Raw genomic sequence first — 15,253 nt, forward strand, 5'->3', positions numbered from 1 at the left:
ATGAAACAGCTATATCTTATCATATCCTTTTTGACACTTGTCATTCTTTCTACAAAAGCACAAGAATATGTTATGCACGGGACGGTAACTGATGCAGAAACATTGCAACCTATTTCAGATGTGGCTTTGTCTGGAAATTTTAATGGTAAAACATATAGCGCAATTACTGATTCCTTGGGAGAATATCATATAAAAATGCCTTATGACACCCGTATGATACTGAAGGTCTCGCATATTAGCTATAGGTCTCAATCCCGATTGGTAATATGTAATAAAGCTGTTACAGAAAATTTCTCTCTTATGCCTAAATCCAACGCATTGGATGAGGTGGTTGTAACGACAGATGTCCAAAGAGTAAAACAACAAAACGATACAACTGTATATTTTGCCAATGCCTACAAAGTAAATCATGATGCAACAGCATACGACCTGATAACACAGAAACTTCCCGGTATAGGTATAAGGGATGGTAAGCTGGAAGCTCATGGAGAAACTGTGAAAGAGATCCTGATTGATGGTAGGGAGTATTTCAAAAGTGATATTACATTGTCATTAAAAAATTTGCCGGCAGACATTATTAATGAAATTCAGTTATTTGACCAAATGTCGGATTATTCAAGGCTAACAGGATTCGATGATGGAACAAGGAGAAAAACAATAAATATTGTGACACAAAAAGGTATATCAGATAACTTGTTTGGCAAGGCATACGCTGGATATGGACTTGATGATTATTATAAACTATACGGAATGTTGAACTGGTTCCGAGGCGACAGACAATTGTCTGTTTTTGCTCAAGATAACAACACGAGTGAACAAAACTTCTCAATTATAGATCTTCTGTCCACTTCAGGAACAGCAATGAATACAGCCCCACAACAATCTCCATATAGTAAAAGTACGAGTGACAATACTTTTCATCCGGCAACATCCAATGATGTTTCCGATTTAATGGTTGGAGGATATTCATCCGGTGAAACAACATCCCATGCCATTGGGAGTAACTTCTCTGACATATGGGGCAAAAGGAAAGAGATCTCTTTTTCAGGACATTATCTATTCAATAATGCCTTGAATAAAACAGATTATGACATTCGTGACGATTACTTTAATGAGGGTGCAAATGCCAATCTTCAAAAACAGAATGTTCACACGGACAACACAAACCACCGTTTTAACACAAAGATAGATTGGGATTTAAGCCATAACGACCACTTGATGCTACGTCCGTCATTGCTTTATCAACATCAAAATGAATCTTCACTGTTACATATATCAGAAGAAGATCATACGACACTTGATATAAACGACCTGATGTCACAGGAGCAATACACTAATCAGGAAGCAATAAATACAAATAATGAGTTGATGTACATACACCGTTTTCCCAGTATGGGAGGTTCTCTTAGTGCAAACATCAAGTATTCATATGAAAATACAGAAGAAGACCTTGAACTATGGTTAAACAATGTACAAAGCAACACTGAATCAAAGCAACAAACATGGTCTAATAACAAGTCTTCTGGTTTGGCAGCCGTTCTCTCTTATATCCATCCCTTTGGTCGTTACATCCGCTTGAAAACCGATGCAGGATGGAGTGTAACTTATCGCGAAATAAAAAGAGCAACCAATCGTTTGGATTCTCTGACCAATATCATGTCTGTCGATTCTGTTTTAAGTGGAAAAACCTCATCTGATTATGGAGGTTTCCTATCCGGTCTGTCTTTTTTATATAACCGTAGGCATACTCAAATAGTTGGGGGTGCGGAGTATCATGCTTATCGTATGTACAGCATAAATGATATTACGTCCAATTCAGTGGAAACTAATTCAATACTTCCATTTCTGCATATTAGGCACCAATGGGGTGAACGAGATTGTCAGCTTCACTTTCAATATAAGACGGAGCAGACATTTCCAAGTATGCAACAATTGCAAGATGCTATCAACAATACAAATCCAACGCTCTCTATCCGTGGAAACATAAAACTGAAACCGTCATATACCCATTCTGCAACAGTTCGTCTGCTTATTCCCAGTAAGAATAACGGTGGAATATTTGTATTTTTTGTAAATACAGAAACAATCCATAACTATATAGCAAACAAACGTTCAATAGCTGGTGGGGCTTTGGGGGCGGCTGAATCAAAAAGTCAGATGCTTTCATATATCAACGAAGATGGGTATTATTCCGCAAGTTCTCTTGTTGCGTATGGTTTCCCGTTTAAGCCAATAAAATCCAATGTAAATATCTCCACGTTGTTGCGTTACAGCCATATTCCTGGATATTGGGAAACGGAAAAATCATATAATAAACAAATAAATTGGAACAGCTCGCTGACTATAGGTAGCAATATCAGCAAGCAAGTGGATTTTGTTTTAGATTGTAATTTACAGTATCTAAATGACAAGAACGATGCCCATCCTCTATTAAAGGTAAACTATTGGACTTTATCTTTTGGTGGTCAGCTGAATTGGCAGTTTTGTTCCCCTCTCAAAGTCGTAATAGAATGTGGACGTACCGGATATTACGGATTAGGAACAAATGAAATGAATGCTGTAATGTGGAACATGGCATTAGCTTATAAGTTTATGAAGGGCAAACAGGGTGAACTACGTTTGTCATGTGATGACATTCTAAATCAAAACAATTGTTTTACGCAACAAACCAACGAACTATTTAGACGAAAATCTACAGCGAATGTGATTGGAAGGCATGCAATGTTGACATTTACGTATAACTTTAATACATAAAAAAATAGATAATAGAAAAAATAATTGATTATGAAAAAGATATTTACTATTCTTTTTATTTTGACATTTTTCTTGCCTCAAGTGGTAAGGTCAGAAGTTCAAAAGGATTCTCTATCAACATTACAGACATTCATCAAAAAGAATTCCAGATGCTGGTCTAAAGAGGTTGTGTACGAAGGCTGCAACATCCTGTTATGTTCTGATGGAGAATCTTTATTGGTTCAGTTCAAAATCCTGCATCCGGCAATACAAATGCGGTTGCTAATGCAAGGTTTGACATTCTATATAGACCCTACAGGTAGAAAAAAAGAAAAGTATTCTGTTATTCTTCCTTCTGCTAATGATGTCAAAGAGCAAATGCAGATGATGGAACCACAAAGGGCAAGTCGGGACGATGCGAAAGTGCAACGTCCTGATATAAAACCATTGATTAATTCCCTTTCTAAATACGGTGCAATACTTGATATAAATGGAAAGAGTACTTTCATTGATAGCGGAAATTTTGTAATAAACCTAAATGAAACGAGTGCTTCTCTTATATACACAGTGCTTATTCCTGTTGAAAAGATGTTGAAAGAAAAGAAACTTTCAGACAAATGGCGTATAGGACTTTATTCGCAGGGAGGGAGGCAAGGTGAAGGAGGACCCGGATTCGGAGAAAATCCTGAGTTTGGGCATAAACAAACTGATAGACAACAACAAACGAATGGAAATAAACAAATACCAGACTCGGAAGATATGCGAAGATTATTAATGAAAGACATTGAAGAATGGATAGTCTTTTCATTCTCTGAAATATGCTCATTAAATGATTAAAATTTATACCATGAAAACAGTATTAAGACCAATTCTTGTAACGACATTATTCATGGTAATGACGTTGCCAATGATGGCGCAAGACAAAAACAAAGCGCACATGTTGGGATTGCTTGGAGGTGTTGCATTTACGAGCAACCCACCTGCCTTGCAAAAACTTACAGACAAGTCTCATTATGTAGATGGAAATGGAGGTTTGACCTATCTTTATCACAACAATGTAACGGACGGATATGCTTTTGAATGGCAATTATCATTTATAGGTTCTTCCGTCAATACTCTTGAATCTGCAGACAATGAGACCAAAGTCAAGTTTATAATGCCACTTGATTTCCGTTGGTTTTTAGGAAATTATCAGAAAATACAAGCATATGTTGGATTAGGGCTACAATATAACACCGTTTGGCTTTTTACTTCTGGTGAGGATTATGATAACACCTATTATGACCCTTGGTGGGGCGTTTATTATACCGAAGTAACACAAGGAGAAGATAAATGGGATTGGACGGTTAACCAATTAAGCACGAATGTTGCTGTTGGTTTTAAAATACCATTTTGGAAAATCTGGGTACGTGAAGAAGCTGATTATATAAAGATGCACAACATCATTTTGGGTTTGAAAGGACATTTTCCAATCATTAACGCATCTGAGTATCATGGAGATGAGAATTCTTCAGTCGATTTGTCAAGGGATAAAGTGAACTTATCCATTACAGGTGGAATATCTTTTGGTTTTAAAAATGGTAATGCAATAAAAATTGATGGAGAATATCCACTTGGAGGTAGTAATAAATATACGGTAAATGACGGAGGGCATTCCACGTTCTTTAATACTCATTCTTGGTCTCTATCGGCGACTTTACTGTTTAGGCTTGGAGGAAGATAATTTTAAAGTTGGTATTGAATGATGAAAACGAATACAAGTATATTATTGGTGTTGATATGTGTTATAACAGCATGTTCTACTTCAAGCAATATAAGTAAATGCTCTGTGCCTTTTGAGGATAGAGGAGAAATTACATTGAACCGTTCTGATGCTGATGATGGCATTCAATTGACATTGGAAACTTCAGATCCTGTTGCACTCAGAACATTGCTCATGCAGGGTTTTCAACTACATTTATATGGAGTAAAAACAGATACAACGGTGATCACGTTTCCATCCGCAAAGAATGTCGGCGATAAAATTGCCCATCATCCGGGAGAGGTAAAAGCGACGATTCAAGGTGAGAGAGAAAAACGCCCTGATATGCGGCCTCTGGTTGCGGCTTTAAACAAAGCGCAAGTTACAGTAGAAAAAAACGGATTACATCCTGTTTCGATCCATGAAGGTTATGAAGTTTCTATCAATCCGTCAAACGGGTTGCTGTCATATAGTGTAATTATTCCCAATGATTATGTCATTGATGGTAATTATAATATCACATTGCTGTCACAACCAGATGCGGATATGATAAGAACTGGTGAATTTGCAGGACAAGGATATTCCAACAGGAGTGCAGAAACTCGTCCACAACCTTTCGGAGCAAACGAAAAGGACGGCAATGCAGAGCAGCGTAAAACCATAAAGATTCTGTTCAACTTCAACAAATAGATAGCAAAAAATGAAAGAATATGCAATCTTTGATTTGGATGGGACACTGATAGATTCCTTTGATTGTATCTGTCGGAATGTAAACAAGACTTTGGCTCATTTTGGTAGTTCTGTATGTACAAATTCCCAATTTGAGGAATATCGCCATAAAGGCCTAAATGAGTTGTTCTCGTTTGCGGTGGAAACAATGAACGGTAGAATATCTATGGCGTCATTCAAATCCATTTTTGACAAAATGCACTTTGATGACTGCCTTGAGGGAGTGACTGTAATAGAAAAAACCAGACACCTTTTAGAGGATGCAAAGCAAAGAGGATTAGGTATAATCGTGCTGACTAATAAGAAACAGGAGATTGCAGAAAAGATATGTTCTGTCTTATTCCCTTCTTATTCATTTATGGGTATAGTTGGGCGTAATGATACTTTTACATCAAAATATGATAATATAGTCTTTTATATGTCATACCTTAAAATTTTGCCAACACATTGCCTCTTCTTTTGTGGCAACGACGAGATTGATGCGAATGTGGCAAAACTCCTAAATGTTGAATATTATAAAATAAATTAACAAGTTATGAAGATTAAACAATCAGATATTCGAAAGTCATGGTGTAATATTGATTTGGGAAAGATACCTTCAAGTTTAAAATTAGGAATAAAGGATAGTATTCCTAAATCAGCAAAGATTACAGGTGGGTGCTAATGTATTCATGATGAGTGCAGAAGCTTTTGTTTACTATACATGCAAAAGATGGAATCTGCAATTCTGGAAAACAAAGATTAAATTTGATGTGTCCATGGTTATTCTTGCTATTCTCACATCATTGATATTTGATTTTTCTATATTGAGCGTAACAACTGCGGTCAGAGAAGGAACGGTTGTTGATGCCCTGTTAAGTAGGTAGAATATACCATTTTTATACTAAGCACATTAGCCTATCGAAATTTTTAAATCATAGAGCAACGTGATGGCGTAATGAACTAAGCGTCAAAATGAAGTCTATGTGATAACCTGTTGTAATAGAATAGTCAATCCCTTATTTTATTGATGAGTTCTGTTGCCGTGATGTCTCGCATAAGTGTGAAACCGAACCACTTTTTGCCCAAATCTTTAATTGAAGCCCCTATGTGGTACACTTCTTCGTCTATGAGTAGGAAACGGTCATGCGCCTCGTTGAATCGCTTTATTTCGATAGGCGGATATTGGACGTTGTGACGGTCAACATCCAGTTGGAACTGGTTGCTGACACGCTACGTGTAGATAATGGAAGATACACCTTCCTCTCTTTTATCAAGCAACGTAAGTACGGAGTCATCCACATAGTTGTCAATCAGCACAACGGATTTTTTTGCTTTCCGTATCAGATCGGACACGAAACGATAAGCGTCAAACACCTGCCCGTCATAGAATATGCCCTGCATCGGAGGAATACCTGCATCCAGACGTTTGAAAACTTCGTCAATACGTTTGTCCTGTCACTTCCTGATGCTGTTTCATCTCCAGTTGGTGATATTCAATTGTTTCAAGCCGTTGGAAAAGTTGTGCGTTGGTGGCAATAAAACGGCGCATAGAAACAAAAGCATCCATAATCTTGATGCTGACAGCTATGGCCGTTGGGTTGTGAAGGACTGTCGAAAGCATGGATATGCCTTGTTCTGTAAAGACATAGGGCGTGACTTTGGAATACTTTAACGGTTTGAGGTGGTCGCAAATTGCGACCAGCTTATCTGTTTCTTCTTTTGTCAGTTGAAAGCGGAAGCGTTCAGGAAAACGTTCAATGTTACGTCGGACTTGCTCATTAAGACGTTTGGTTTCAACACCATATAGAACAGCCAAATCACGGTCAACCATTACTTGCATCCCTCTTATATTCAAGATAAGTCGGGCAATATCTTCCCGCTCGGATAGTTGTTGTTCCACTGCCATAGGTAACTGGTCGCAATTTGCGACCTCCTTACTTGCTTTGACCTCTGTCTTTTTCCTTTTTTTCGCCATCGTCCTGCTTTATTGCTCGTTTTCGTTCAGACCTTTGATAATCTCGATACCCAATGCGTTTTCTATCTTACAAATGGTTTCCAGCGACATATTCTTTTTCCCGTTCAACATTTTGGATATATATTGCTGGGTACAGCTCATTTTCTCGGCAAGCATCTTTTGCGTCATGCCAAGTTCCGATATCCGTTTGGACATGACCTCGGCTATCCATTGCGAGTATTGCGTCCAATCTTTTTTATCCTGTCCTGTCTTGACAGCCTGCGGATCGATTTCCAAAGTCTCGCAAGGCATTTTATCTGTCACTGCATTCATTGGAATGATTATATTGTCTTATCGGGCGCAAAGGTAATGCAAATATTCGAGATCACACAACTTTCGGGTTGTATTTCCGTAAAAACAACGCAATACCAAACCTAAATCAAAGATTCAGGGAAACGGCCATTTATCCCTTATCCCTCAGTAGGAATAAATTTTCAATCTGCTAATCCCCTTGTTTTATTATCAAGGACAACATTTTTCCAATTATTTGTTGCGAATTTATTGCTCATAAGCTATTTACGCCTGTATAATAGTTGATTATCAGTATATTAATATTTCTACAAAATCAATACTTTTAAATCGATAAAAAGGAATTATGTTCTTGCTTGTTGAATTCAAGTTGCCTTTAAGAAAGATAAATATGTTAAATCTTCGTCTTTCTTGTTTTCTCCAGAATCTACGTCGCCACTTTTCTACCGTTTAAGATGCAAGTTTTTGATATAAAAGAACTTGCAAATACACCGGATAAAGAGAATTGTTAATCTTTTCTTCTTCCCAAGAAGCAGCTTTTAACCCCAAGGGTCTTATGTTTCAAACATAAGGGTCGAATGATTGAAACATACCTCCTCTATGTTTGAAACATTCCCCAAGGAGCAATTGAGATGCGTGGAAAAGGTGATTGAACAGGATGAGGGAGGGAGATTGAATGATTTATTTTACACTCGATGTGGAATTTATCCATAGAACGGCAATCGGCATCTGACGATTTATAAGAGGTAATGCCCCATAAAATATGCCGGAACTTTATTGTTAATTAACATATTCTTCGTATCTTTGTGCGTTTCCCAAATAAAATTAACAGAAGATGAAAAGAATACATACGATATGGATGCTCGTCCTCCTGCTCGCCGCCTGCAAACCGGGAGGAGAAAAAAAAACAGATACTCCAGATGACAAACCGGTCATTACCGTCACCATCGAACCCCTGCGCTACTTCACCGAAGCCATCGCCGGCGACCGCTTCGACGTGGTCAGCATGGTACCCAAAGGAAGCAGTCCCGAAACTTACGACCCCACGCCCGCCCAGCTGATGTCGCTCTCGCAGAGTACGGCCTACCTGCGTATCGGCTTCATCGGATTCGAGCAAGCGTGGATGGACAAGCTGACGAATACCGCCCCACACCTGCAAATATTCAACACTTCGCGCGGCATCGACCTCATCTTCCCGGACAGGTTGTCCGAGGAGGAACCGCACGCCAAAGGCAGGCATTCCCATCACGGCCCCGAACCACACATCTGGAGTTCTCCCGTCAACGCCCGTATCATCGCGACCAATATTTTCAAAGCCTTGTGTTCACTTGACAACAAGCACTGCGATGACTATCTGGCACGCTACGACAGCCTCTGCACCGTCATTGACCGTACCGACAGTCTCTGTCGTCAGATGCTTGCCCAACCCGGAGCCGACCACGCCTTCATAATCTACCATCCCTCTCTCAGCTACTTTGCCCGCGACTACGGCCTGCTCCAGTTTTCCATCGAAGACGAAGGCAAGGAACCATCGCCCGCCCATCTGAAAGAACTCATCACCGCCTGCCGCGAAGAAAACATCCACGTCATCTTCGTGCAGCCAGAGTTTGACCGCCGCAACGCCGAGCTCATCGCCGGACAGACGGGCATCCGTGTGGTGGAAATCAACCCCCTGACCTACGACTGGGAGGCAGAGATGCTGAAAACGGTTAAAGAATTGATCATGAAGAATTGAAAGTAATTGATACGCGGACGACACGGATCATCAACAAAACCTACAACCCTCATGCAGCCACTTATCGAAATACAGCACCTCAGCGCCGGCTACGACAACCGCACCGTCCTGCGCGACGTCGACCTCACCGTCTACGACCGCGACTTCTTAGGCATCATCGGCCCTAACGGAGGCGGTAAGACCACGCTCATCAAGTGCATTCTCGGCCTGCTGAAACCCCAGAGCGGCAGCATCACCTTCCATCCGCAACGCCCTGCGAACGGACACGCACCGCTTACCATCGGTTACCTGCCCCAGTATGCCAGTATCGACCGCAAGTTTCCCATCACCGTTCAAGAGGTCATTCTCTCCGGTCTGAGCAGTTGCAAGGGCCTCAGTACACGTTTCACCGCTGACGAACGCCGGCGTGCCGCCCGCGTCATCGACCGCATGGGCCTCAAGGGATTGGAGCAGAAGGCCATCGGCACCCTGAGCGGCGGACAACTGCAATGCGCCCTGTTAGGACGCGCTATCATCTCCGACCCCGAAGTGGTCATCTTAGACGAACCCTCCACCTATCTGGACCGCCGCTTCGAAGCCCGTCTCTACGAGCTACTGACCGAAATCAACCGCAATTGCACCATCATTCTTGTCAGCCACGACATCGGCACCGTTCTCCAGCAGGTGAAGTCCATCGCCTGCGTCAACGAAACCCTCCACTACCATCCCGACACGGGCATTACGAGCGAATGGTTGGAGCAGAACTTCAACTGCCCCATCGAGTTGCTGGGTCATGGCAATTTACCCCACCGCATCCTGGGCAAGCACTGCCACGACTAAGCTCAATCGAACGAAGCCGGGAAAGCCAGCAACTGATACATCAAGGCTAAAGCCATGCGCCGGTGTCCCTCGGCATTGGGATGCAGGCGGTCGGTGTCCGCACGATGAAAATAACCCACTTGCGCGTCGTTCATGGGGTAGAGGCCGCTGATACTGTTCAGGTCGATAACCGGCACGGCCCACACATTGCCCGCCTCCTTCAGCGCCTGTACGTATTCGTCCACATAAATCCCGATCCGATTAGGATAAGCCTCTTCGGGCTGCACGTTCCCGGCGCTGAACTGTGCGAAGCCTCGGTGAAGCGGTGTCAGCACAATAATCTGCTTCGTGGGGAAGTGCGTCTTCAGGTAGTCCATCAGGCGGTTGATGCGTCCGCGAAAGGTCTCCGCATCCATCGCCGGCTTGCGGTAGCGGCGGCTGCCCACCTTACCGTCGGGCAGGGGGACATTACGCCACACTTCCTCATACCATTCACCTAAGGGCACGCCGCCATTGTAGTCGTTCGTCCCGCCGAAGATGATGATAGCGTCCACATCGTCGGCCTGCTCCCGGTACAGGCGTTCGGCCTGCGCCAGCAAGCCGTCCATCTGGTTGCCGTTGATTCCATACGAGAAGGCCTCTAACCCCAGCAACTCGGCCAGATATTCCCAATAACACTTCGTGGTGCCCAGGTGTTGCTTATCCGTGATGGAGTCGCCCAGGAAGGCCACTCTTTTCCCTTTCCATTGGTTCTTCACCACTTCTGTTTCCTGTTCCTCTCCGGCAAGCTGCACTGCCGGCGAAGCCTCGGCCGCCAGCAGCAGGGCTGCCAGCAGGCATGCACTGATTTTTCTGTTCATGGTTTTCTTCGTTTTATCTGATTATCTGTCACAAAAGTAGTAAAAGGTGAGAGCAACGGCAAAAGAAAACGATAAATTTCAATCTTTAACCTATCCTAATAATCGGCCTCGCCGGCACGCATTTAAATATGAAATGCTTATCTTTGTCCCGTTTTTATAAAAACCCGCAGATTATAACGTTATATCTACACAACTGTATGAAACAGTACAAGTTCGTCAACAACCTGACAGGTTGGATTATTTTCCTCATCGCGGCTACGGTCTACTGCCTGACTATCGAGCCGACCGCCAGTTTCTGGGACTGCCCGGAATTTATCACCACCGGTTATAAATTAGAAGTGGGACATCCGCCCGGCGCACCGTTCTTCATGCTCGTGGCCAACTTCTTCTCACTCTTTGCCTCCGCCCCTTCGGAAGTGGCACGGATGGTGAACTACATGAGTGCCCTGATGAGCGGCGCCTGCATCCTGTTCCTTTTCTGGAGCATCACGCACTTAGTACGCAAGCTCGTGGTGAAAGACGAAAACCGCATCACCAGCGGACAGATGATCACCATCATGGGTAGCGGCGTAGTAGGCGCACTGGCCTACACGTTCAGCGATACATTCTGGTTCTCGGCCGTCGAAGGCGAGGTATATGCGTTCTCGTCGCTGTTCACCGCCATCGTGTTCTGGCTCATCCTGAAGTGGGAAGACGTAGCCGACCAGCCTCACTCCGACCGCTGGCTCATCCTGATAGCCTACCTGACAGGCCTCAGCATCGGCGTCCACCTGCTGAACTTGCTCTGCCTGCCCGCCATCGTGCTGGTCTATTACTATAAGAAAGTGCCCAATGCCAACGTTCGCGGTTCGCTGCTGGCACTCGCGGGTTCTGCCGTGCTGGTAGCCGTAGTGCTCTATGGCATCGTGCCGGGTATCGTAAAGGTAGGCGGCTGGTTCGAACTGCTGTTAGTCAACACGCTGGGCATGCCGTTCAACACAGGCGTCATCGTCTACATCATTCTGCTGGCTGCCTGCCTCGTCTGGGGTGTATATGAAAGCTACACGGAGAAAGCCAAGCTGCGCATGGCCCTTTCGTTCATCTTAACCATCGCCATGCTGGGCATCCCGTTCTACGGACACGGGGCAGGCGCCGTAGTCATCGGCATCATCGTCATCGCTCTGCTGTGGTTCTACCTCAATCCGAAGACGCAAGGCCGCCTGAAAGAGAAATACCGCGTCAGTGCACGCACACTGAACACGGCCCTGCTGTGCACCATGATGATGGTCATCGGCTACTCGTCGTATGCCCTCATCGTCATCCGCTCCACCGCCAACACGCCGATGGATCAGAACTCACCCGAAGACATCTTCACACTGGGCGAATACTTGGGCCGCGAGCAGTACGGCACACGCCCCTTGTTCTACGGCCCCGCCTACACCTCGAAGGTAGCTCTTGACGTGAAAGACGGCTACTGCCAGCCGCGCATTTCGGACAGCGGCACCAAGTTCATCCGTAAAGAGAAAGCCACTCCCGATGAAAAAGACAGCTACATCGAAATACCCGGACGCATCGAGTACGAGTATGCACAGAACATGCTCTTCCCGCGCATGTACAGCAGTCTGCACGCCCAGCAGTATGAAGCCTGGCAGGACATCAAGGGTCACGAGGTGCCCTACGACCAGTGCGGCGAAATGATTATGGTGAAGATGCCTACCCAGTGGGAAAACATCAAGTTCTTCTTCTCCTACCAGCTGAACTGGATGTACTGGCGTTACTTCATGTGGAACTTCGTGGGCCGTCAGAACGACATCCAGGGTAGCGGCGAGATAGAGCACGGCAACTGGATTACCGGCTTCGACTTCATCGACAACCTACTCATAGGCGACCAGACCCTGCTCCCCACCGAACTGAAAGAGAACAAGGGACACAACGTGTTCTACGCTCTGCCCCTGTTGCTCGGCATCATCGGTCTGCTGTGGCAGGCCTATCGCGGACAGAAAGGCATCCAGCAATTCTGGGTTGTCTTCTTCCTGTTCTTTATGACCGGTATCGCCATCGTGCTCTACCTGAACCAGACGCCCAGCCAGCCGCGTGAGCGCGACTATGCCTACGCCGGCTCGTTCTATGCCTTTGCCATCTGGATCGGCATGGGGGTAGCCGGACTGGTACAGCTACTTAACAAACGGATGCAGGGCAAAGCTGCTTCCCAGGCCGAAACAGCGTACAAAGATGAAGTGTCCGAACTGAAAACCTCGCCGGCCGTTGCCCTCCTTGTTTCTGTCGTCTGCCTCCTCATCCCTATCCAGATGGCCAGCCAGACCTGGGACGACCACGACCGCAGCGACCGTTACATGGCCCGCGACTTCGGCCAGAACTACCTGATGTCTCTCCAGGAGAGCGGCAACCCCATTATCTACACCAACGGCGACAACGACACCTTCCCCCTGTGGTACAACCAGGAGACTGAAGGCTTCCGCACCGACGCCCGTACCTGCAACCTCTCGTACTTGCAAACAGACTGGTACATTGACCAGATGAAGCGCCCGGCCTACGACTCGCCGTCGCTTCCCATTACGTGGGATCGTATGGACTACGTCGAGGGAACCAATGAATACATCACCGTCCAGCCCGAATACAAGAAGAGCATAGATGCCCTCTATGCACAGGCCGAGAAGGAAGCCCTTGCAGGCAACCCCGAAGCCAAGGTCAACGTGCAGAAGGAATTTGGCGAGAATCCCTACGAACTGAAGAACATCCTGAAGCACTGGGTACGCAACAAGAACAAGGAGTTGCAGGTGATCCCTACGGACAGCATGGTCATCAAGATAGACAAGGAAGCTGTACGCCGCAGCGGCATGCTGCTGCCGGGCGACTCCATCCCCGACTATATGCCCATTAAGCTCCGCACCAAAGACTCGCAGGGCAACTACCACCCCAAGCGGGCCCTCTACAAGAACGAACTGATGATGCTCGAAATGCTGGCCGAAGCCAACTGGGAGCGCCCCATCTACATCGCCGTCAGCGTAGGGCAGGAGAACCAGCTCGGCCTGGACAACTACTTCATCCAGGAAGGTTTGGCCTACCGCTTCACTCCCTTCGACACGAACAAGACCGGCGTGAAGATAGACAGCGAAAAGATGTACGACAACCTGATGAACAAGTTCAAGTTCGGAGGCATCGACAAACCCGGCATCTACATCGACGAGAATGCCATGCGCATGTGCTATTCGCACCGCCGTATCTTTGCACAGCTCATCGGACAGCTCCTGACCGAAGGCAAGAACGACAAGGCACGGGCTGCATTAGAGTATGCCGAGAAGATGATTCCGGCCGGGAACGTACCCTACGACTGGCAGAACGGCTCCCTCCAGATGGCCGAAGCCTGGTACAAGATGGGCGAAACGGAGAAAGGAGACCGCATCGCCCAAGCCCTTGCCGACAAGGCTGTGGAATACATGACCTGGTACCTAAGCCTCGACGAAGGCCGCTTCATGATTTCTCTCCGCGAGTTCGAGTACCACTGGACACTCCTCAGCGAAGAAGTCAAGAAGATGGAGCAATACAAATCGCCGCTTGCCGAGACCTATCGCGCCAAGCTGGAAGAACTGTATGAGATGTATGCAAACAGATTGAAAAGGTAAATGAACGGTCGGCAGTCAGTGGCACACCGTCGGAACTCCATTCGGAAAGCCGCCCGCCACTGACCGTCGACCGTTAACCCCTAACCGTTATCCACATGTTTATCGAACAACCTCCCGAACTGTTCCGAAAGCTTTACCCCAGCGCGCTGTGGCGGATGAACCCCGACGAGAAAGCCGTCTACCTGACTTTCGACGACGGTCCCATTCCTATGGTGACTCCCTGGGTGCTCGATTTGTTAGACCGACACAACATCAAAGCCACCTTTTTCATGGTGGGCGACAATATACGAAAATACCCCGAAGTGTTCCGCCTGGTCGTAGAGTGCGGCCACCGCATCGGCAACCACACCTTCAACCACATCCGAGGCTTCAGCCGGAAATATTTCACCTCCTACAGCTATCTGGAGAATACGGAAGAGGCACACGACTTCATGCTCTCCATCTGCGATCCCGAAACCACCGACAAAGCCCTCCATCCGCTCCTGTTCCGTCCGCCTCACGGCCATATAGGATGGGCCCAATACATGCTGCTGAAGCATAAATACAAAATCGTCATGTGGGATCTCGTCACCCGCGACTATAGCAAGAAGCTGCGCGGCCCGCAGGTACTGGCCAACGTCATGCGCTACGCCCGCAACGGCTCCATCATCACCTTCCACGATTCCTTCAAGTCGTGGGACAACGGCAACCTGCAATACGCCCTTCCCCGTGCCCTCAACTTCCTGGAGGAGGAAGGGTATGCGTTCAAGCTGCTGTAAGCAGAACGATGCCTTTCTTCAAAGAAAGCCA

The 15,253-nt window shown here is 45.8% G+C and carries 13 protein-coding genes; 9 read left to right on the forward strand and 4 right to left on the reverse strand.

Annotated elements, in window-relative coordinates:
• Genes Q0Z70_RS00095 through Q0Z70_RS00115 form a run of 5 tightly spaced genes read left to right on the forward strand, consistent with a single transcriptional unit; the run spans window position 1 to window position 5,732 of the window.
• On the forward strand, window positions 1-2,754 hold the full coding sequence (locus Q0Z70_RS00095; RefSeq protein WP_298071459.1) for an outer membrane beta-barrel protein: 2,754 nt from the start codon (window positions 1-3) through the stop codon (window positions 2,752-2,754).
• Between the two features lie 30 nt (window positions 2,755-2,784).
• Window positions 2,785-3,570 (forward strand): hypothetical protein, encoded by a 786-nt coding sequence (locus tag Q0Z70_RS00100; protein ID WP_298071461.1) that lies wholly within the window; start codon window positions 2,785-2,787, stop codon window positions 3,568-3,570.
• Between the two features lie 10 nt (window positions 3,571-3,580).
• The gene (locus tag Q0Z70_RS00105) at window positions 3,581-4,456 is read left to right on the forward strand and encodes a hypothetical protein (protein ID WP_298071463.1); all 876 of its coding nucleotides are present in this window, start codon (window positions 3,581-3,583) and stop codon (window positions 4,454-4,456) included.
• A gap of 18 nt (window positions 4,457-4,474) precedes the next feature.
• Window positions 4,475-5,164, forward strand: a complete 690-nt coding sequence (locus Q0Z70_RS00110) for a hypothetical protein (RefSeq protein ID WP_298071465.1) — start codon at window positions 4,475-4,477, stop codon at window positions 5,162-5,164.
• A 10-nt stretch (window positions 5,165-5,174) separates the two neighbouring features.
• On the forward strand, window positions 5,175-5,732 hold the full coding sequence (locus Q0Z70_RS00115; protein ID WP_298071467.1) for an HAD hydrolase-like protein: 558 nt from the start codon (window positions 5,175-5,177) through the stop codon (window positions 5,730-5,732).
• A 683-nt stretch (window positions 5,733-6,415) separates the two neighbouring features.
• Here the strand turns inward: Q0Z70_RS00115 and Q0Z70_RS00120 are convergent.
• From Q0Z70_RS00120 to Q0Z70_RS00130, 3 genes are read right to left on the reverse strand one after another with little or no spacing between them, the layout of a single operon-like run.
• Window positions 6,416-6,586 (reverse strand): hypothetical protein, encoded by a 171-nt coding sequence (locus Q0Z70_RS00120; RefSeq protein ID WP_298071469.1) that lies wholly within the window; start codon window positions 6,584-6,586, stop codon window positions 6,416-6,418.
• Between the two features lie 37 nt (window positions 6,587-6,623).
• Complete coding sequence (locus Q0Z70_RS00125) at window positions 6,624-7,160, reverse strand: ORF6N domain-containing protein (RefSeq protein WP_298071471.1); 537 nt, start codon at window positions 7,158-7,160, stop codon at window positions 6,624-6,626.
• A gap of 9 nt (window positions 7,161-7,169) precedes the next feature.
• The gene (locus Q0Z70_RS00130) at window positions 7,170-7,472 is read right to left on the reverse strand and encodes a helix-turn-helix transcriptional regulator (RefSeq protein WP_298071473.1); all 303 of its coding nucleotides are present in this window, start codon (window positions 7,470-7,472) and stop codon (window positions 7,170-7,172) included.
• Between the two features lie 811 nt (window positions 7,473-8,283).
• Here Q0Z70_RS00130 and Q0Z70_RS00135 point away from each other — a divergent pair.
• Both Q0Z70_RS00135 and Q0Z70_RS00140 read left to right on the forward strand, forming a co-directional pair.
• The gene (locus Q0Z70_RS00135) at window positions 8,284-9,183 is read left to right on the forward strand and encodes a zinc ABC transporter substrate-binding protein (protein ID WP_298071475.1); all 900 of its coding nucleotides are present in this window, start codon (window positions 8,284-8,286) and stop codon (window positions 9,181-9,183) included.
• Window positions 9,184-9,234: 51 nt separating this feature from the next.
• Window positions 9,235-10,002 (forward strand): metal ABC transporter ATP-binding protein, encoded by a 768-nt coding sequence (locus Q0Z70_RS00140; protein ID WP_298071477.1) that lies wholly within the window; start codon window positions 9,235-9,237, stop codon window positions 10,000-10,002.
• Between the two features lie 2 nt (window positions 10,003-10,004).
• Here Q0Z70_RS00140 and Q0Z70_RS00145 read toward each other — a convergent pair whose 3' ends face one another.
• The gene (locus Q0Z70_RS00145) at window positions 10,005-10,841 is read right to left on the reverse strand and encodes an SGNH/GDSL hydrolase family protein (protein WP_298071479.1); all 837 of its coding nucleotides are present in this window, start codon (window positions 10,839-10,841) and stop codon (window positions 10,005-10,007) included.
• Between the two features lie 197 nt (window positions 10,842-11,038).
• Between Q0Z70_RS00145 and Q0Z70_RS00150 the strand changes: the two genes are divergently transcribed.
• Together Q0Z70_RS00150 and Q0Z70_RS00155 are read left to right on the forward strand one after the other, a co-directional pair.
• Complete coding sequence (locus Q0Z70_RS00150) at window positions 11,039-14,464, forward strand: DUF2723 domain-containing protein (RefSeq protein WP_298071481.1); 3,426 nt, start codon at window positions 11,039-11,041, stop codon at window positions 14,462-14,464.
• A gap of 95 nt (window positions 14,465-14,559) precedes the next feature.
• Complete coding sequence (locus Q0Z70_RS00155; protein ID WP_298071483.1) at window positions 14,560-15,222, forward strand: polysaccharide deacetylase family protein; 663 nt, start codon at window positions 14,560-14,562, stop codon at window positions 15,220-15,222.
• The last annotated feature ends 31 nt before the right edge of the window (window positions 15,223-15,253 follow it).

It is taken from the genome of uncultured Bacteroides sp. (genome assembly GCF_947632445.1).
Classification (GTDB): domain Bacteria; phylum Bacteroidota; class Bacteroidia; order Bacteroidales; family Bacteroidaceae; genus Bacteroides.